The sequence below is a fragment of the Paenibacillus sp. FSL P2-0121 genome (assembly GCF_037975345.1).
Taxonomy (GTDB): Bacteria; Bacillota; Bacilli; order Paenibacillales; family Paenibacillaceae; genus Paenibacillus_AQ; species Paenibacillus_AQ odorifer.
The window spans coordinates 3752376-3771077 of sequence record NZ_CP150245.1 but is presented as its reverse complement, the minus strand read 5'-3'; the positions used below and the strand labels follow the sequence as shown (position 1 = coordinate 3771077).

The window sequence follows — 18702 nt, the reverse complement described above, 5'->3', positions numbered from 1 at the left end:
GGATCTCAGCAGCCGATGATGGCTATTGAGATCCTTTTCGTGGTTAGTAAGTAGAAGCTGCAAAAACAAACACAACGACGAATAATATAATAATTGCGTACATCAGCGTGCCCACAATTCCACATACCAGGCCTGCAATCGCTAGGCCTTTGCCTTGTTCATAACGATTACGGATTTCCTTCAGCGATAAGGCGGATAGAATAATCGCAATAATACCTAACAGAAAACCAATATAAGGCACAACAATAGAGAGGATTCCCAAGACAAAACCAGCGATTGATTTACCATTCGTCGGTGCCGGAGGGGGTGGAGGCTGATAATAGTTCAAATTGTCGTTTGTTGGATAGCTCATTAAAATCACCTCCAATAGAAATTGTTATTGAATGTAGTTAATCCAGTGCTCTAGCTGCACACAAGGGACAAGCCCAATAGATTCAGCTAGACGAATGGACGCTTGATTTCTTTCAAGGACGTGATAGCGTGGAATAAAGCCTCGTTCTAACGTTTCTTGTATGGCTGTGCGAACTACCATTTTCGCGTATCCGTATCTTTGAAATGCTTCTAAAGTATGAACAGCGCCGATTTCCCAAATCTGCTCTTCATTTCGGAACGCTAGGCAGGTACTAACCGGATTGTCGCCCTGAAAGATTGAAACGGAAAACGCTCCTTTTTGGAAATATTCCTCAATTTCTTCCTTATTGTAATGGTTAGCAGCCCAAAGTGGAAGTAGTCTGTCGTCAAATGAATGATTGATTGACACCTCTTTGTCCTTACTATACCTTAACCCCTCAGTTGTGCTGTAAGAGAAAAACCCCCGAGTTTTTTCTAAAGAAAAATGCGCAGACAGTGCCTCTTGGTACTTCACATCCTGTAGTTTAAAAACAAGCTTCGCCTGTGCTGGGAGCAGTGGTAGTAAAGCTGGAAATATATCGGGGCAGCTGTAATCCAAAAATACGATGTAATCCGCTTGAGGATATACCCTATGATCATATGCGTATGCTGTGGCTGGAAGAAGTAATACAATACCCCACTGATCACCATGCTCAACTAGATGTGTTTCCATGACTTCGTGGAAGGAGTTTAACATTTTTAACAAGCTTACATTCTTTAAGGGATTCGTTTGTAATTTGTTTATGATTCGTTCGTTCTGGTGCACGTCCATCCACTCCTAGCTCAGATTTATATATTTTACTATAAATAGTACTTATGCAGATATTTATATTTTTCCCTTTACTAATCATTAATCTATTGAAGAAGGAAGGTTGACATTGACTGTTATAATATATTAGGGAAAATAAAGCTCGCTGTTTGAAGCAGCATACGTGAACGGAGGCACATAATTTCATGACACAATCTATCACAGGCGCTGCTGTTCGTGTAGGAGAAGGTCTATCTAAGCAATTCATCCTAATTCTAGCCATTGCATCAGGACTAAGCGTGGCAAATATGTATTATAATCAGCCGCTCCTAGCTGAGATAGGACGCACATTTAATGCTTCCTCTAACGCAGTGGGATATGTATCGATGCTTACTCAAATCGGCTACGCGCTGGGAATGTTATTTTTTGTTCCACTAGGTGACATTCGTGAACGCAGAACACTGATATCAGGACTTCTTATTGCTGTATCACTGTCACTAATTGGTTTCGCTACCGCACAAAACCTCACTTGGATGTATATCGCCAGCTTTGCTATCGGCATAACTACGGTGGTGCCGCAGGTCATCATTCCTCTCTCGGCTGAGTTAGCTTTACCGGAGGAGCGGGGGAAGGTTATAGGCACAGTAATGAGCGGATTGTTTTTTGGTATTTTGCTAGCAAGAACAATATCCGGAATTATAGGGGATATGTTCGGCTGGAGAGCGATGTACTGGATTGCCGCAGTAGTCATGTTATTGTTATCCCTTATTCTTTATCGGCTAATCCCGGCAACGAAACCAGACAATAATTCCTCGTACTCCGATCTGCTGAAATCAATGGGACAACTGATTCGCAGATATTCGACGCTTCGTGAGTCATCTTTAATTGGGGCTTGCATGTTTGGCGGCTTTAGTGTGTTCTGGACTTCTCTAGCTTTCTTTCTGGAAGGAGAACCTTATCACTACAGTAGCTCTATTACAGGATTGTTTGGTCTTATTGGTGTAGCAGGTGCTGCTGGTGCTCCATTTATCGGGAGGTTAGCAGACAGAATTGCTCCCAAAAAGATTGTAGGAATCCTACTGTTAATTACATTAATTGCTTACGGATTTTTTGGTTTAGCCGGATTTACGATCTGGAGTTTGATTGCAGGAGTTATAATTCTGGATCTTGGGGTACAGGGATCACAGGTCAGTAACCAAACACGCATATATGCACTTGAACCAGCGGCTCGCAGTCGTATTAATACTGTTTTTATGGTCAGCACTTTTACAGGGGGAGCGATTGGATCCACGCTGGGAAGTTTTGCATGGCAGCATTGGGGCTGGAGTGGTGTCTGCTTAATGGGGGGAACGCTAGTTGTAGCCGCTTTATGCATATGTATCGTCTATAGAGTGATCGAGAAAGAGGATATACCAGAGACTAGCTAGAAACGTATTACAGTACCTTTTATTATACCCGGGAGGTGTTTGATCATCGCTGAGAAGACGAAAGTTATAGAGGTTGTCCCGTATAACCCAGAGTGGAAGGCAGAATTCAATAGATTAAAAGAACAGCTCTTATCTTATGTCGGAGATCTTATTATTTCTATCGAGCATGTGGGCAGTACTTCGATTGAAGGGCTATCTGCTAAACCTATCATCGACCTTGATCTTGTGATGGACAGCTACGATGTACTCCCACAAATCATAGAACGTTTACAACAGCATGGATATGAACACCAAGGGAACTTGGGAATAGAGGGAAGAGAAGCGTTTCAAAGACTTCAGGATGATGGATTTATGAAATATCATCTGTATGTATGTCCTAAGGATGGAAAAGGCTACTTGGAGCATATCGCTTTCAGAGACTATCTGCGATCGAATACAGCAGCGCGTCAAGCGTATGCAGAGGTCAAACAACGCTTGGCAGAACAACATCGTTATGACATTGATGCTTATTGTGAAGGAAAGACAACGTTTGTTAGCTCAATTTTATCTAAAGCCATGAAAGAAACGTAAGATACATCAATCACTTGCCCGTTCGAAGATGATTTCGAAATTCACTGGGAGACATGCCGCTCCACTTACGGAACTGCTTGGAGAAGTATAACGCGTCATTGAAACCGACCGAGGAAGAGATCTGGTCGATGGTCAGCGTGCCTCCTAGCAGTTTTTTTGCTTTATCCATACGAACCTTTAATAAATATTGTTTGGGAGACATGCCGATCTTTTGTTTAAAGACTTTAGAGAGGTGCGCCCTATGATAGCCTAGAGACGATGCCATATGGTCGATACTGATCTGTTGATGAAACTGTAGAGAAATCCAACGGATCGCTTGATCGATCTGACGGTCGATAACATCCGGTAATTCTATCGATTGAGAGGGAAGCGAACTTATGTTCGCAACACCGAATTTGTGCACTAGCAGCCGCAGCCAACCCGAAGCTTCTAAGCTCTCCAGTCGAGGATAAGCAGATTGCTGAAAGGATAAACGAATATGTTCATATACTTTATGTATCTCTATTAGGTTATCTAAGTGGATTATTGGCTTGTCCCTTGTAATTCCCACTTCGTGTAGTAGCTGTTCAACCGCTTCCCCTTGTAAGGCCACCCATACATATGTCCACGGACGATCCATGTCTGCCTGATAGCTAAATAACGCCCCCGGAAAAATAACAAAGGTATCCCCCTTACTACATCCCTGCGAATTACTGCCACTTTGAAAAACACCTTCACCGTCAATTACTGTGTGAATGAGATAGTAATCATGAACAGAGGGGCCCATTTTATGGCCAGGAACGGGCTTGCCTTCTCCGCTGAATAATACAGATAGGTCATGATCATCGGGAGCCAGATTAAACCCTGCTGTAAAATGATAATGCTCTGAAGCCATTTACTTAGAACCTCCCCAAGATTGCTTTTATAATACATTTAGATTATAGGATTGAATATACAAATGCAACAAACGTCCATATATCTCTTGTATTTCTCCATACTCATTGGGACCGCTCTCATTTATAGTGATTAGTGAAGAGAGCAGACGGTTATGATCTGACATCCTAGTGTTTATAAGGGAATTATAGTTTACTCTATTCCATAAAACTGCGATGTTAACACCGTTCACCTCACCTATAAGGAGGAATATTTCACATGTCTAAAATTACATTTATCGGAGCGGGTAGCACCGTATTTGCCAAAAACGTGTTGGGAGATTGTATGAGAACGCCAGCCCTGCAAGGGTTTGAACTTGCCCTGTATGATATTGATCTACAACGCCTGAAAGATTCCGAGAATATGCTAAATAATATAAAAGAGAGCAGCGGCAGCACTTGTGTTGTGAAATCCTATACGGATCGTAAAGAAGCTTTGCGTGGAGCTAAATATGTTATTAATGCAATCCAAGTGGGAGGTTACGATCCTTGCACCATCACAGATTTTGAAATTCCGAAGAAATATGGCTTGCGGCAAACGATTGCGGACACAGTTGGCATAGGTGGGATTTTCCGTAACCTGCGTACTATTCCAGTGATGCTGGACTTTGCTGCGGATGTACGGGAGGTTTGTCCGGACGCACTCTTTATGAACTATACGAATCCTATGGCAGTTCTGACCAATGTGATGAATACCTATGGCGGTGTAAAGACGGTGGGATTATGTCATAGTGTGCAGCATTGTATTCCGGGCTTGTTCGAGCATCTGGGTATGGATCAGACAGGTGTTCAGGCTAAGATCGCTGGGATTAACCATATGGCTTGGTTATTGGAGGTTACTAAAGACGGCGAGGATTTGTATCCGGAAATTAAACGCCGTGCCGCTGAGAAGCAACAAGAACATCACGGAGACATGGTCCGTTATGAAATGATGCTTAAATTCGGTTACTACATTACGGAATCTTCGGAACATAACGCAGAGTATCATCCTTATTTTATCAAACGTAATTACCCAGAGCTTATCGAACGGTTTCAAATTCCACTCGACGAGTATCCACGCCGCTGTGTAGATCAAATTGAACGTTGGCAACAAATGCGTGAAGAATTGGTTAATAACAAAGAACTTAAACATGAACGTTCGCATGAATATGCGTCTTATATTATGGAAGCTATCGAAACTAATGTGCCTTTCAAAATAGGTGGCAATGTTATGAATACAGGTCTTATCACTAATTTGCCAAAAGAAGCATGTGTAGAGGTCCCTTGTTTAGTAGATAGAAGCGGAGTAACTCCGACCTACGTGGGAGATCTGCCTCCACAGTGCGCCGCACTGAATCGTACAAACATTAATACACAGTTGTTAACGATCGAAGCAGCGATTACCCATAAGAAAGAGCATATCTATCACGCCGCAATGCTCGATCCACATACAGCAGCTGAATTGTCGATGGATGACATTACAAATATGTGCGACGAGCTGATCACAGCCCATGGAGACTGGCTCCCGGCGTATAAATAAATTAACTAGTTAGGACTAAGGAAGCCTGAGAAATCAGGCTTTTTTTGATTGTATTTCTACGAAAACCGAATGCTATCTTTAAAAAAGACCACGTCGTTTCTTCTTGCTTATCTGTCTAGGACAACTGGGGGACATCGGAATACACATATATGGATTATCTAAATGTGGAGGTGATCCTTTATGATCGTTGAAAGCTATACCTTAGCATCGTCCACAGCTTATGCTACTCCTTATTATGTGATTAGAGGTGAGCTTCCTGGTCCTGTCTTTATGGTGGTGTCGGGGATACATGGGAATGAGACAGGAAGTATTCGTGCCGCACAGATCATTGTAGAACATTTTAACCAGAGAAGGTTGTATATACACCGGGGCACGATCATTGTAGTACCTCTAATGAATCAAAAAGCTTACCGCAAACGGATCAGAGGTGTACCCGATTTAAATCGCACCTTTCCACGTTCTAGCAAAACAGCGGCAAAACATCCATTAGCTTCAGCTTTGCTACAGCTAGTACTAAGATATCGTCCCACCTGGTTTCTGGATCTTCATGAAGCAAATGGGTTGTCACAAAAAAATCCGAAGCGACTTGGCCAGTCGATCATCGTCACTCCGGGAAGCCGAGGAACAGGTACAGCAAAACGTGTCATCAAAGGCATTAATCGAACGATTCCCAAAACCGCTTATCATTTTAATATCCGTTTACGGGAGCGCCCCGGCTCCTCAAGGGCAACCGTTACCCGTATATTAGGGGCTAAAGCATTTACTGTGGAAACCTGCTGGAGCCTTGATCGTGAGCTACGGATTCGCTATCAGATAGATATTGTTAGCCGTTTTTTAAAAAGTGCGGGATTATTGTGATAGAGAAAATATCTGATAACTGTGTAAGCTGGTTCTTAGATCCTAGGAATCAGCTTTTTTGCCGATACAAGAAAGGTAATTGACAACAATGGGTATAGTGTATATATTACATATATACATTGATAACACATAAACTAGGAGTGAGGGCACGATTACATGAACATATTGATATCCAACACTTCCGGTGAACCCATCTATGCACAGATTGTCAGCCAGATCCGCCAGATGATTCTGCAAGGAGAGTTAGTGTCTGGCACCCCATTACCTTCTATCCGGCTATTAGCCAAAGAGCTGCAGATTAGCGTAATTACAACGAAACGAGCCTATGAAGAACTGGAGAGAGAAGGGCTTATCAATTCAATTGTGGGGAAAGGTTCCTTTGTTTCTGGTGCAGATCAGGAGTTTATTCGGGAACAACGGCTACGGATTATGGAGAACAAAATGAAGGAGATTATCGACGAGAGTAAAATGCTGGGGATTAATTTTGCTGAGTTTAGTGAGATGTTGAAATTGCTTTATGAGGAGGAGACAGAATGAAAGAAGTCATTCAATTGGACCAAATATCTAAAAAATATGGCCATTTTAGCCTATGCGAACTTACGTTCGGTATTAAAGAAGGGTATATCACGGGGCTAATTGGACCGAATGGGGCAGGGAAAACAACATTAATAAAAATGATGATGGGGATGGTGTTTCCTGATCATGGCAGCGTCAAGATTTTTGACCAAGAGATGTCTATCCATGAAGCAGAGAATAAGGATCGGATTGGCTATGTCTCCGATGAAAATTACTTTTACGATCAATTAACCATCGATCAGATGAGTAAGATTATTGCTCCTTTTTATAGTCGTTGGGATCAAGAAACGTATAGGAAATACATAGAGATGTTCAAGCTTTCCCCGCGGAAAAAGATTAAGGAGCTCTCCAAAGGAATGAAAATGAAGTATTCGCTCGCCATTGCCTTATCACATGGTGCAGATCTGCTTATTATGGATGAACCTACTGCAGGACTTGATCCTATATTCCGAAGAGAGTTGCTTGATTTGCTTAGTGAGCATATCCAGGATGAGAAGAAGTCTATTCTTTTTTCAACGCATAATACGACTGATTTGGACCGGATCGCGGACTATATTGTTTTTGTGAACGAAGGGCACCTAGTATTTAATGAAATGAAAGAATCTCTAGCCAACAAATATATGCTGGTAAAAGGCAATAAAGAGTTGCTTGATCGGGATGTACGAAAATGGTTCATCGGGCTTAGAGAGACGGAAGTTGGTTTCGAGGGTCTTCTGAACAATCGCTCTGAGGGGGAACACTTCTTTAGAGGTCATGCCATATGCGAAACGCCTACTCTGGAAGAAATCATGTATTTTACGGTAAAGGGAAACGCTTTGTATGTTTAATCTCTTGTTGCTGATTCGAAAAGATTTTATTCTCCTGCGGAATTTTATCCCTATATTTCTCTTGAGTATCTTGTTCATCGCATATGTTCAACTGGATAACTCCAGCATGTTTGCTACTTTTCAATCTTTACTGTTGCTCGTATACTCCTGTTCTATGGATGCACAGAATAACAACACAAAGTTTGTGATAGGGTTACCAGTAAGACGGCAAGAGATTATCTTGGCTAAATACTTATCACTTATTCCTTATTGTTTCATCGGTTTGGTTTGCTCTTTAGCTTTGTTACTAATTTCCTTTTCATTTGGATATTCCATTAGCCCGTTTTATTGGATAGGGGTATCTTTAACGTTACTTATGATTCCTTTGGCTGCGTCTATTTATCTGCCGATTCATTATTGGCTTGGTTCCAAAAACTATTACTTCAATATCCTTTTTAATGTAGTAATAACGATTACCACCCTGAACACTGGATCTTCACTTTCAAATTCATCCTTTTTCTTAACAATTACCGACATAAAGCTGCAGGATCATCTGTTGTCGATTGGTTTGATAGGGATTGTTTATCTCTCCATATTGTACTGCTCTTATAGGATTTCACTACGATTGTTTAGCAAGGAAGAGTTATAAGCTAAGGAGGACGTAAAGTGTATAAATCATTTTTTTTAATTCAAAAAGACTTCATTCTTCTGCGTAAATTTCTGATGCTGCTAATCCCTTTTTTTATTTGGATAGCTTACTCGAACTATCATAGCTTCAGTTTATTTACGGTAATGCCACCCATGCTGTTATTGATAAGCTCCTGCTCAATGGATACTCAGCAGATGACGCAACGGTTTCTCGTTAATCTCCCTGTAAGGAGACAAGAGCTTGTCCGTGCCAAATATTTTTCGATCCTTCCGTATGCGCTTGTTGGGCTGGCAGCCACGTCCTTTACTTATCTCCTGATTATTGTAACAGGTAAAGCCGTAACCCCTCATTTTTGGCAAGAGGTTGGTATTACGTTATCCATTTTCCCTCTCCTTGCGATGCTTTATTTACCGATTCATTACTGGTTAGGGGCAAAGGGAGCGCAAGTGGTTAATCTTGTTTTTATGATGATTGTAATGTTTGGACCGAACGTGTTTAGCTTTTTGATCCAGTGGATACCTGATGTGAACAGATGGCTGAGTTTTGGAGTGAAAGGTACAGTCATTCCCTTTATAATCCTAGGGCTGGCTTATGTATTCTTGCTTAGCTGTTCATATATCATTTCTCTGCGGATTTTTTTGCGGAAAGATCTTTGATTCGAAGGATTTGAGATTTTGAATGAATTCATATACCATTGTCACTACAAAGATAAATAGTAGGGGAAGGGTATACAACCAATGCCTAAAATGATCTATAGCTTTCGCACAAAAATGATTATGCTGCTGATGGCCAGTATGCTTGTATCCGGTGGAATTACCTTTTCAATCTATAAAATTCTGCAGAGATATTATCGATCAGAGGTCTTATTAGAAAATCCATTGACTAAAGTTCGTTACTTGATGCGGGATATCGGTGATGTTAATGCGTTTTTGATTATCTTCATTCCTTTGGCCATCTTATTCTTTTTTATATTTACTAAACCATATGCAAATTATTTCAAGGAAATCTCGAAAGGGATCCATCAGCTGGCGTCGGGTGATTTCTCGGAGCGGGTGGATATCCCTTCTAAAGATGAGTTCGGCCTTATTGGCCATGATATCAATCTGGCTATTGATCATCTACAGGAAGCTATCGAGCGGGGCGACTTTGCGGAGAGCAGTAAAGATCAACTTGTATTAAATCTGGCACATGATCTGCGTACACCACTTACCTCCGTTATAGGTTATTTGGATTTTATCCTGAAGGACAATGAATTAACGCCAGAACAGACCAGACATTATACAACGATCGCTTATACTAAATCTCAACGTTTGGAAAAATTAATTGATGAGCTATTTGAAATCACAAGAATGAACTATGGTAAGCTTACGCTTGAAAAAACCTCGATCGACCTGAGTGAGCTTCTTTTGCAGTTAAATGAAGAGTTATATCCCGTTTTTGAGAAAAATGGTCTTACTTCCCGCTTGGATGTAACCCAACCTCTGAAGATAGAGGGTGACGGTGAGCTGCTGGCGCGTGTATTTGAGAATCTCCTCACCAACGCAGCGCGATATGGAAGCGACGGTCAATTTATTGATATTCATGGGTATTTAGAGGAAAATGAAGTCGTTATTGAGATCATTAACTATGGAGATTGTATTGATCCGGAAGAGCTCCCGCGTATTTTTGATATGTTCTACACCGGGGATCGAGCGCGAACGCATCCCACAGGGAGTACGGGACTGGGCTTATTTATCACTAAAAACATTGTGGAACAACATGCTGGAACAGTTTCTGCACAAAGCAGTGTAGTGCGGACGATGTTTGAAGTACGGCTTCCACAAAATAATTGAGAACGAAGTCAAGTGTCGACTAAGCAGGAGTAAAACCGAGATCTATGTGATCTTGTGGTTTTACTCCTTTTTTAATGGTTTGGTCAGCAAACAGGATGAATGTTACGGACATTTATTTGAAATTTTTAATAAATCGTGATATTATTAGCTTGCTAAGTAATTTGTAAGGCAGTACGGAGGAAATATCTGTGATAGAAGATGAGATAAGGGAACTACTGGATAGAATATCAGCGGAAATGCGTAGAGATTATGCAGAACTGCTTAGAGAACTTAATCTTCATGTGGGTCAAGAACAGTTATTATGCCGGTTATGGAGAACAGATGGAATGACACAAATACAGCTAAGTGAACGCTTGAATTGTGAGCCTCCAACCATAACAAATATGGTGAAATCTCTTGAAAATCATGGGTTTGTTGTTCGAAAAAGAGATTCTGAAGATGGCAGAGTTAGCCGAGTGTATCTAACCCCAGCCGGACGTAATCTCTGCGAACCTGTGGAACAGATCTGGAACAAACAGCTGGATAAATTACTAGCCGGAATTATACCTGAAGAACGTTTATTATTAAGAAGACTTATGAAACAAATGGCCGATAATTTAGCTTGAATCTGGAACTAATCGCCATAACCGTTAGTAAGCTAATTAAAACTAAGAAAAGAGGAACATAGATGATTACAAGTTTGACTCGCATCAATGAATTAGCTAAGAAAGAACGTGAAGTAGGCTTGACACAAGGCGAATGGGTTGAACAGATCGCATTGCGTGAAGACTATCTACGTGAAATTCGTGGACAAGTTCGTAACAGTCTTTCTGGAGTGACAATTTTAGATCCGGATGGAAATGACGTAACCCCTGAGAAGCTTCGTGCAGCGCGTAAATAATCAATGAACTAATAAGTGGAAACTACACCTTTAGATAACGTTAGATTAGCCTATGGCTGATCGACGGATATCTAGAGGTGTTTTTTGTTATATAAATCTTAACAGAAGCTTAATTCGTTATCATTAGGAGCTGTTGAAAGTTAAGAATCAATTAAACTTGCGTTACACAGGATCTAAGACTGGATTGTTAGAATGAAATAGACAAAAGATAAGGGATAACATGAAGGGGTGCAGAAGTTGGAGAAACTAAAAGAAACACCAAGGAAGGAAATGAAAGTATGAAAAAAACATTATTAATTTTACTTAAAGTAATAGTCGCTATAGTCATACTCATAGCACTTTTTCTGGTCATCGTTTTTACAGTCAATGTGATCAGCAATAAAGTGGAGAAAGGAAAAATAGAACCCTATGGTCAGCTTGTACCTGTCGACGGGAAAAAGATGAATGTTACCATACAAGGGCAAGGCAAGGAAACAGTCGTGTTACTCCCAGGGTTTGGAACCGCATCACCCGTAATTGATTTCAAACCACTTGTAGATGAACTGACTCCTTTCTATAAAGTTGTAGTAGTTGAGCCGTTTGGTTATGGACTAAGCGATGTCACCACAAAAGAACGAACGGTCGACAATATCGTGAGTGAGCTTCATGAAGCTTTACAAGAATTAAAGATAGATCGTTATATTCTGATGGGACATTCTATAGCGGGAATTTACGGACTGGACTATGTGAACAAATACGAAAACGAGGTTAGTGCATTCGTAGGCATAGACAGCAGCGTACCCACACAAGGGGGCAACGATGAAGAATTTCCATCAGGAACCTATAAGCTGCTTAAAAACTCAGGATTTATGAGATTGCTGGTAAAGCTTAATCCAGCCCAAATCGTTACACCAAGTGATGATGAGGAAACTAAAGAACAAAATAGAATGATTTCACTTAAAAACATGATGAATCCAAATATCATCAGCGAAGCAGAGCATTTTAAAAGTAATTTCAAAGCCACGGAAACATTAAATTTCCCTAAAGATCTTCCTGTTATTTTCTTCCTAGTGAAAGAAAATACGGATGTTCCAGGCTGGGAATCCCTGCATAAAGAACAGATTAAAGACTCCTTACACGGGAAATTGATGTTGCTTGATGGGGAGCATTATTTGCACCATACCCGATCTAAAGACATTGTCGAGAACTTTAGAAGCTTTATGGGAGAGATAAAGTAAGAATGGATGAGAAAAGCCTGCTAATACAGGCTTTTCTTTTTTTGTATTTTCAAATAAGTGAATCCTTTAGAAAAAAATGATAAATTTATCAAAGCAATTATGGGCACTCTATATCCTAATCTTTATTATAGGAAGGACTACCATAGTATGTGCGGAATAGCAGGAATATTAAAATATAATGGACAGCCACCACAGGAAGAAACCTTAAAACAAATGACAGGGGTTATGAATCACCGAGGCCCCAATCATGAGGGAGTATGGCTCGATTCTCACATTGGACTTGGTTTTCGCAGATTGTCTGTAATTGATTTACGTGATGGTAATCAACCGATGACGAATGAAGATCGTACCCTTTGGATTGTTTTTAATGGTGAAATCTATAATTATAAAACACTACGAGATCAGTTAAAGCTAAAAGGACATCACTTTCAGACGCAATCAGATACAGAGGTCATTGTGCATTTATTTGAGGAATACGGCAAGGACTGTGTCCATCATTTACGTGGAATGTTTAGTTTTGCGATTTGGGATCTTAAGGAACAATCTCTTTTTGCTGCTAGAGATCATTTCGGGATCAAACCTTTTTATTATTACAAAGACGAAAATAATCTTTTATTTGCTTCGGAAATTAAAAGCATACTTGCAGTGCAAGGGGTACCCAGAAAGCTTCAATATCAAAGTTTATTCAGCTACTTAACTTTTCAGTATGTCCCGCATCCTGATACGATGTTTGAACACATTCATAAATTAGGACCTGCGGAGCGATTATTTGTTAACTCGGATGGTGAAATGAAGATCGAGAAATATTGGGAACCCCATTTTCAACCGGTAGAACGATCTTTAGCAGACTATGCCGAAGAAATTCAGTGGAAATTGAAAGAGTCTGTAAATCTTCATTTACAAAGTGATGTGGATAGAGGATGTTTTTTATCCAGTGGAATTGACTCCACCGCAATAGCTGCAATGATGAGAGCAGAAGAATCAACAAAAACCTTTTCGATTGGATTTGAAGGGCTGAACAATGAAACAATCATTGCAAATCAAACGGCAGCCAAACTGGGGACAGATCATTATTTTCACATTTTATCGCAAAAAGACTTTTTTGAAAGTATCCCGAAAACGGTCTGGCATCTAGATGAGCCTGTTGCAGACCCTTCCGCTATTGCACTCTATCATCTAAACCAGCTTGCCAAAGAACATGTAACGGTTGTCCTATCAGGGGAAGGCGCTGACGAATTATTCGGAGGGTATAGAATCTATAGAGAGCCAAATGCATTAAGACCGATAACCTGGATGCCTAACTTCATAAAGGATTCGTTACGAAAATCATTATCTGTATATCCCTATCATTTTTATGGCAAAAATTATTTACTTCGGGGTCTGACACCTTTAGAAGAGCGTTTTTTCGGTAATGCTAATATTTTTAACAAAAGCGGTAAAATGAACTTGCTTCACGAATCGGTACACGCTCAGAATAGCTTTTTACATCCCATGGATATCGTTAAGCCTTTTTATGATAAGACAGCTCACCTAGACCCTACGACAAGAATGCAGTTTATTGATCTGAATTTTTGGTTACCTGGAGACATTTTATCAAAAGCAGATAAGCTGTCCATGGCACATTCATTAGAATTAAGAGTCCCGTTTTTAGATAAAGAGGTTTTTGAAACGGCTAGTAAAATACCTGTGTCCAATCGGATTGGGCAAAAAACAACAAAACTTGCTTTGCGTAAAGCTATGGAAGGAATCGTTCCGGAAGCTATTGTGAATCGCCCGAAACTAGGATTTCCCGTGCCCATTCGTGATTGGCTCAAAACTCCAATTTCAGATATAATGTTTGAACAAATACGCTATAGTGGCATTGAAGAAATATTCAATATGAATATCATCGAAGAGATGTTTGCCCAGCATCGGAGTAATAAAGGCGACTATTCGCGTAGAATATGGATAATTTACATTTTTTCAGTATGGTACACTCTTTTTATAAAAGAAGATCTGAAGCAATTAAATAGTGCCGTGTTGTAATGGGGGAGTGATTCGTTGAATATTGAGGAATATGCATGGAATAAACATGAACAGCAATTAAGAGAAACTAACATGTTTACTTATACTAGTCCAAAGATAAAGATTGTAGATAACCATGAATTAAGAAATCGGCTTGAAGAAACGCTTGAAGAGCTGCCGCAGAAGTTTCTGGCCAAATGGGCTTTGAAAGTAGCAGTTGAGCACCTGGATCATCTGGTCCAGCAGCTTGTAAATGACCCGCGGATTGATTTAGGTATAGAAACGCTAGAAAAGCGTATAACTGGTGAGATTAGAGCCTTTGACTTAAGAAAAGTTGGATTTATTGTCAATGAATTAGCCAAAGAGTCCACAACCGAGGCTAGTAAGTATGCTGCCCGTTCTTTTGCACAAGCCATTGCAACTGGACATATGCGAGGACACGCTATGGTTTGCAGTGACTATGCAGTAAAACTGGTGAATTACATATCAGATCATTCTTCAGTTGCAGAGGCAGCTACTAAAGAACGGGAAAGACAATTAAGGATAGCTGAAGAGTTACTTTGTAATTGAAGGTTTAAAGATGAACATGTATGAGGATGATTCTAAAAGTTAAATAATGGGAAAAGTTAACTTTTTATATAATCGAGAGTTATGTAATCTAATGCAAACAATAAAACATTATTAGTACTTAAAGTTTTATGCGAGACTTGATGAGCTTTAAAGCTTAATACTCGTTTTAGATAATACGATTACTAAATAAGAATCAATTGCTTAGGAAAGGGCAGCTATTTTGAACAGGTTTGAACATTGATTAGATAATCATTAATAGACAGTAAATTGGCAATAATTTGGATCAAATTGGTTGGTTCCTTTAATTTATACACTACTTCCTCACAAAACCCGTATTTTGTACATATGTCTAAGGTTTGATATTATCCCTTATCTGAACTGATTCTTTTAAGTGTACAATGACACAAAGTTGCCTACATAAATATAGATGTCATCCTCCCTATAATGATAACAAAAAATCTATCTTCAAAAAAATTCTTCAATTAAAAATACTATATCTATTAGGTAATAGCCTACGGATTTTTTATGTTGTTCTAATTCAGTCAATTTATATTCGAGATACAAGTTCGAGTTAATCCGATATTTAGGCATTTTAAATATAGCTTCATCTTTGACCGCCACATATTCAGCGAAAACTCCTATTTTATTCACCGGCAACCTCGTATAAACTCGGTTACCAACCTGAAAATTAACAACATCTTTACCACATGCTTCTATAACACCAGATAGTTCATTACCTAATGTTAATGGGAAATCATAATCAGTAATCATTCGGATACTGCCATTTAAAATTAATGAGTACCTCACGATTATCGATTTCCGGTATCTTAACATTGTTTATTTCCAAATGAATTTCTTTTGAGTATTGTATTTGAGCAGCTCTCATGTTCTGCCAGCTTCCTCTCCATTTGAAAATTTTATGGCGTACAATTTTCAGTTGTACGCCAGTTGTGATTCCACATATTCTTATTGATGTTGAGTTTTTAATTCTTCCATTCTAGGGTAGTCTGTATAACCTGAGCTTCCGTTACCAGAGTATAATGTTTTAGGATCAACTTCATTTAAAGGTGTTCCTTTTTTTAGTCGTTCCACAAAATCCGGATTAGCTAAAGACCAGATACCGACTGGTACGACATCAGCAGTACCACTATCAATATCTACACTAATATCTTCAAGTGCCCGCCCTACTCGATTGACCAATAATGGATTTGTCCAAATTGAACGAATTTCATGGAGCAGTATTTCATTCCCTAAATGCATCACATGGAGGTATGCTAAATTATAATTAGCTAATTCTTTTACAAGATGGCGATAAACCTCTGGTCCTTGTGCGCCTTCAACAATCCCACCAAGAGGTGTTCCTGGTGAAATACGGAAACCGGTTCTTTCTGCTCCAATTTCTTCAACGACTGCTCTTGTTACTTCAATTGCAAACCGAGCACGGTTCTCCACAGATCCACCGTATTTATCGATTCGTTTATTAGAATTTTCACTAATAAATTGATTAATTAGATAACCGTTGGCTCCATGAATTTCAACCCCATCAGCACCTGCTTTAATAGCTGCTGCAGCTGCTCTTCGGAAGTCTGCAATAGTATTTTGAATATCTTCTTCACTTAGCTCTCGTGGGACGGGTATTTCCTGCATGCCTTTAGCAGTAAACATTTCTACACCAGGTGCGATCGCAGAAGGTGCAACTGCTTGTCGATGATGCGGAGTATTGTCGGGGTGCGATATACGGCCCACATGCATTAATTGTATATACATAAAGCCACCTGCTTCATGCAACGCATCCGTAACCTTTTTCCAACCTTCTATTTGCTTTTCAGTATAGATGCCAGGTGAATTTAAATAACCTTGACCATCATCAGATGGTTGTGTACCTTCACTAATAATTAATCCCATTGATGCTCTCTGAGCATAGTAAAGAGAGCTTAGTTCTCCAGGTGTGCCGTCCTTCTGTGCTCTACTACGTGTCATAGGTGCCATTGCTAAACGATGAGGTAATTCCATATTTCCAATTTTCGTATTACTCCACAATTTGTTCATTTATTATTCCCCTTTATGAATTAAATTAGAAATGAAATTGTTATTAAGAAAGATGAGGGTACAGTGCAGGAACGCCACCTGCAAGTCCACCTTGTATCATTCGGCTGTTATCATCAGCAATAATTTCAAAGCTGCCAGATTCTATGCCATTAATAGCTATTTTTGCGATATCTGCAGGGCTTGCTTTGGGGACTTCTAAGCTGGTTGTCATGTCTGTATCCATAAAGCTCACATGTAATCCTGATACTCTTATATTATGAGGATATAGATTTAAACGTAAATCGTTCGTCAATGCCCACTCTGCAGCCTTTGCAGCTGAATAAGCACCTACAGTTCCTGAACTAAACCAAGATAATGCGGAAAGAACATTTAAAATAGATCCTCCCCCATTTTTTTCAATTATTGGTGCAAAAGCACGAACCATGGACAGCGTACCGAAGAAATGCGTATCAAACTCCAAATGTATTTTTTCTACCTCATCGTCCAGCAAAGTGGCGCCAGTAGCTGAGCCTGCATTGTTGATTAAAAGCGTCACGTCCTTAGCGAGGATAACAGCTGCTTCAACTTCTTGAGTGTTGGTAATATCAAGCTTTACTGGTATAACGCCTGGAATGTTAATGGTTTCCGGATTTCTTGCACCACCATAAACCTTAGCCCCTCTGGATAAAAGCTCCAGCGTGAGATGGCGGCCAAAACCTCGATTTGCTCCAGTGACAAATGCTACTTGTTCAGAAATTATCATTTTTGTTACTCCTTTTATTCATCGTTTATTCACTATATGGGAATGATCATTCTAAAAAACATATAAGAAGGATCGTTTAAAGAGATCTTTAAACGAGACAAGACTCAGTTATGAGAACAATCATTCTAGAATATGCATAAGCAATTATATTTAAATAATAATTACTTATATAAAAGTTTAATTGATAAATCGGCTATTCGATGTAATTTTTCTTTAGGCACTGAGGTCCTAGTCATTACCCTTAATCCCACAAAAACAGAATGCAGATGTTCCGCTAGATCGTCGGCATTGAAATCCAAGCTAAATTCTTCATCCTGCTGGCCCCACAGAATAATATCTTTGAGCAGCTTCTCTGATAATGTGAACGATTCAATGGACTTCAAATCCACATTGGCATCGCGCATTGCTAATTCCACCGCTGAATTCACCATCAAACAGCCTGAGGGCGAATCTTCTTCACCATTTATTATGAAACTAAAGATAAGCTGAAGTGCCTCAGTTGCAGTCTTGGAACGTTTAACTTCTCTTGAAAGCTCAGCATTCACTTTATCGCGAAAACGGTCCATGGCTTTCAAAAACAGCGTATGCTTGTCGCCAAATGTGTCATATAAACTTCTTCGATGAACTCCCATATGCTCTACAAGATCTGTCAAAGATGTCTTCTCGTAACCCTGTTCCCAAAAAAGCTTCATCGCCTTATCTAATACTTCGTTCTCTTCGAATTCTTTGCTTCTTGCCATTCGATTCCCTCCCTAATAGTAAATGTAACATATTAAGAACGATCGGTAAAGAATAGATTTTCTAATCACTGTTGACGATGTGCTCTCTTAGCTTTCTTCTTCACTCCTTCCGACTGGTCTGTGGTGACTTACCTCCGAACGGATCCCTTCCCCATCATAGCGCGACTATGTAGGTAACTTTAAGTCAATAAACCACAATGTAGATACATTTGTG

General features: G+C 39.8%; 20 protein-coding genes and 1 pseudogene. 14 read left to right on the top strand and 7 right to left on the bottom strand.

Annotated elements, in window-relative coordinates; all coding sequences use genetic code 11:
* Positions 1-43: 43 nt before the first annotated feature.
* Together MKY54_RS16645 and MKY54_RS16640 are read right to left on the bottom strand one after the other, a co-directional pair.
* Positions 44-352, bottom strand: a complete 309-nt coding sequence (locus MKY54_RS16645) for a DUF4190 domain-containing protein (RefSeq protein WP_076218054.1) — start codon at positions 350-352, stop codon at positions 44-46.
* Between the two features lie 24 nt (positions 353-376).
* Positions 377-1063 carry a GNAT family N-acetyltransferase gene (locus MKY54_RS16640; RefSeq protein ID WP_175620034.1) on the bottom strand — a complete coding sequence of 229 codons (687 nt, stop codon included), beginning with the start codon at positions 1061-1063 and terminating at the stop codon, positions 377-379.
* A 281-nt stretch (positions 1064-1344) separates the two neighbouring features.
* Between MKY54_RS16640 and MKY54_RS16635 the strand changes: the two genes are divergently transcribed.
* Positions 1345-2565, top strand: coding sequence for an MFS transporter (locus MKY54_RS16635; RefSeq protein ID WP_339187174.1), 1221 nt, complete (start codon positions 1345-1347; stop codon positions 2563-2565).
* A gap of 45 nt (positions 2566-2610) precedes the next feature.
* Positions 2611-3135: a GrpB family protein gene (locus MKY54_RS16630; protein ID WP_339191215.1), complete on the top strand. Its 525-nt coding sequence runs from the start codon at positions 2611-2613 to the stop codon at positions 3133-3135.
* A gap of 10 nt (positions 3136-3145) precedes the next feature.
* Here MKY54_RS16630 and MKY54_RS16625 read toward each other — a convergent pair whose 3' ends face one another.
* Complete coding sequence (locus MKY54_RS16625) at positions 3146-4009, bottom strand: AraC family transcriptional regulator (RefSeq protein WP_076126635.1); 864 nt, start codon at positions 4007-4009, stop codon at positions 3146-3148.
* 257 nt (positions 4010-4266) lie between these two features.
* Between MKY54_RS16625 and MKY54_RS16620 the strand changes: the two genes are divergently transcribed.
* The 12 genes from MKY54_RS16620 (at position 4267) to MKY54_RS16565 (ending at position 14957) form a co-directional block, all read left to right on the top strand.
* Positions 4267-5565: an alpha-glucosidase/alpha-galactosidase gene (locus MKY54_RS16620; RefSeq protein WP_076132990.1), complete on the top strand. Its 1299-nt coding sequence runs from the start codon at positions 4267-4269 to the stop codon at positions 5563-5565.
* Positions 5566-5745: 180 nt separating this feature from the next.
* A complete protein-coding gene (locus MKY54_RS16615) occupies positions 5746-6423 on the top strand; it encodes a succinylglutamate desuccinylase/aspartoacylase family protein (protein ID WP_339187171.1) in 678 nt (225 codons plus the stop codon).
* A 156-nt stretch (positions 6424-6579) separates the two neighbouring features.
* A complete protein-coding gene (locus MKY54_RS16610) occupies positions 6580-6960 on the top strand; it encodes a GntR family transcriptional regulator (protein WP_076126630.1) in 381 nt (126 codons plus the stop codon).
* The gene (locus tag MKY54_RS16605) at positions 6957-7826 is read left to right on the top strand and encodes an ABC transporter ATP-binding protein (RefSeq protein WP_076126629.1); all 870 of its coding nucleotides are present in this window, start codon (positions 6957-6959) and stop codon (positions 7824-7826) included. The genes MKY54_RS16610 and MKY54_RS16605 overlap by 4 nt, the downstream gene beginning before the upstream one ends.
* Positions 7819-8454: an ABC-2 transporter permease gene (locus MKY54_RS16600; protein ID WP_076280407.1), complete on the top strand. Its 636-nt coding sequence runs from the start codon at positions 7819-7821 to the stop codon at positions 8452-8454. Before MKY54_RS16605 ends, MKY54_RS16600 begins: the two co-directional genes overlap by 8 nt.
* A gap of 17 nt (positions 8455-8471) precedes the next feature.
* Complete coding sequence (locus MKY54_RS16595) at positions 8472-9110, top strand: ABC-2 transporter permease (protein WP_339187168.1); 639 nt, start codon at positions 8472-8474, stop codon at positions 9108-9110.
* Positions 9111-9191: 81 nt separating this feature from the next.
* Positions 9192-10286, top strand: coding sequence for a HAMP domain-containing sensor histidine kinase (locus tag MKY54_RS16590; RefSeq protein WP_036676951.1), 1095 nt, complete (start codon positions 9192-9194; stop codon positions 10284-10286).
* A gap of 188 nt (positions 10287-10474) precedes the next feature.
* Complete coding sequence (locus MKY54_RS16585; protein WP_248548678.1) at positions 10475-10891, top strand: MarR family transcriptional regulator; 417 nt, start codon at positions 10475-10477, stop codon at positions 10889-10891.
* A gap of 62 nt (positions 10892-10953) precedes the next feature.
* Entirely contained in the window at positions 10954-11166 is a 213-nt protein-coding gene (locus MKY54_RS16580) for a DUF896 domain-containing protein (protein WP_036676956.1), read from the top strand.
* Positions 11167-11444: 278 nt separating this feature from the next.
* Entirely contained in the window at positions 11445-12383 is a 939-nt protein-coding gene (locus MKY54_RS16575; protein WP_076218049.1) for an alpha/beta hydrolase, read from the top strand.
* A gap of 147 nt (positions 12384-12530) precedes the next feature.
* Positions 12531-14408, top strand: coding sequence for an asparagine synthase (glutamine-hydrolyzing) (gene asnB, locus MKY54_RS16570; RefSeq protein WP_339191214.1), 1878 nt, complete (start codon positions 12531-12533; stop codon positions 14406-14408).
* A gap of 15 nt (positions 14409-14423) precedes the next feature.
* Entirely contained in the window at positions 14424-14957 is a 534-nt protein-coding gene (locus tag MKY54_RS16565) for a putative immunity protein (protein ID WP_081387607.1), read from the top strand.
* A 582-nt stretch (positions 14958-15539) separates the two neighbouring features.
* On the opposite strand, the pseudogene MKY54_RS16560 reads toward MKY54_RS16565, so the two are convergent.
* The 4 genes and pseudogenes from MKY54_RS16560 to MKY54_RS16545 form a co-directional block, all read right to left on the bottom strand.
* Positions 15540-15843, bottom strand: a pseudogene (locus tag MKY54_RS16560) (alcohol dehydrogenase catalytic domain-containing protein); the annotation flags it as partial.
* A gap of 80 nt (positions 15844-15923) precedes the next feature.
* A complete protein-coding gene (locus tag MKY54_RS16555; RefSeq protein ID WP_076184865.1) occupies positions 15924-17006 on the bottom strand; it encodes an alkene reductase in 1083 nt (360 codons plus the stop codon).
* A gap of 43 nt (positions 17007-17049) precedes the next feature.
* A complete protein-coding gene (locus tag MKY54_RS16550; protein ID WP_339187165.1) occupies positions 17050-17748 on the bottom strand; it encodes an SDR family oxidoreductase in 699 nt (232 codons plus the stop codon).
* Positions 17749-17909: 161 nt separating this feature from the next.
* Positions 17910-18488, bottom strand: a complete 579-nt coding sequence (locus tag MKY54_RS16545) for a TetR/AcrR family transcriptional regulator (protein WP_076133021.1) — start codon at positions 18486-18488, stop codon at positions 17910-17912.
* Positions 18489-18702 lie beyond the last annotated feature (214 nt).

Coding starts and splice junctions, on each gene's coding strand:
- MKY54_RS16645 (WP_076218054.1), bottom strand. CDS start 352: ATGAGCTATCCAACAAACGACAATTTGAACTATTATCAGCCTCCACCC.
- MKY54_RS16640 (WP_175620034.1), bottom strand. CDS start 1,063: ATGGAAACACATCTAGTTGAGCATGGTGATCAGTGGGGTATTGTATTA.
- MKY54_RS16635 (WP_339187174.1), top strand. CDS start 1,345: ATGACACAATCTATCACAGGCGCTGCTGTTCGTGTAGGAGAAGGTCTA.
- MKY54_RS16625 (WP_076126635.1), bottom strand. CDS start 4,009: ATGGCTTCAGAGCATTATCATTTTACAGCAGGGTTTAATCTGGCTCCC.
- MKY54_RS16620 (WP_076132990.1), top strand. CDS start 4,267: ATGTCTAAAATTACATTTATCGGAGCGGGTAGCACCGTATTTGCCAAA.
- MKY54_RS16615 (WP_339187171.1), top strand. CDS start 5,746: ATGATCGTTGAAAGCTATACCTTAGCATCGTCCACAGCTTATGCTACT.
- MKY54_RS16610 (WP_076126630.1), top strand. CDS start 6,580: ATGAACATATTGATATCCAACACTTCCGGTGAACCCATCTATGCACAG.
- MKY54_RS16605 (WP_076126629.1), top strand. CDS start 6,957: ATGAAAGAAGTCATTCAATTGGACCAAATATCTAAAAAATATGGCCAT.
- MKY54_RS16600 (WP_076280407.1), top strand. CDS start 7,819: ATGTTTAATCTCTTGTTGCTGATTCGAAAAGATTTTATTCTCCTGCGG.
- MKY54_RS16590 (WP_036676951.1), top strand. CDS start 9,192: ATGCCTAAAATGATCTATAGCTTTCGCACAAAAATGATTATGCTGCTG.
- MKY54_RS16580 (WP_036676956.1), top strand. CDS start 10,954: ATGATTACAAGTTTGACTCGCATCAATGAATTAGCTAAGAAAGAACGT.
- MKY54_RS16575 (WP_076218049.1), top strand. CDS start 11,445: ATGAAAAAAACATTATTAATTTTACTTAAAGTAATAGTCGCTATAGTC.
- asnB (WP_339191214.1), top strand. CDS start 12,531: ATGTGCGGAATAGCAGGAATATTAAAATATAATGGACAGCCACCACAG.
- MKY54_RS16555 (WP_076184865.1), bottom strand. CDS start 17,006: ATGAACAAATTGTGGAGTAATACGAAAATTGGAAATATGGAATTACCT.
- MKY54_RS16550 (WP_339187165.1), bottom strand. CDS start 17,748: ATGATAATTTCTGAACAAGTAGCATTTGTCACTGGAGCAAATCGAGGT.
- MKY54_RS16545 (WP_076133021.1), bottom strand. CDS start 18,488: ATGGCAAGAAGCAAAGAATTCGAAGAGAACGAAGTATTAGATAAGGCG.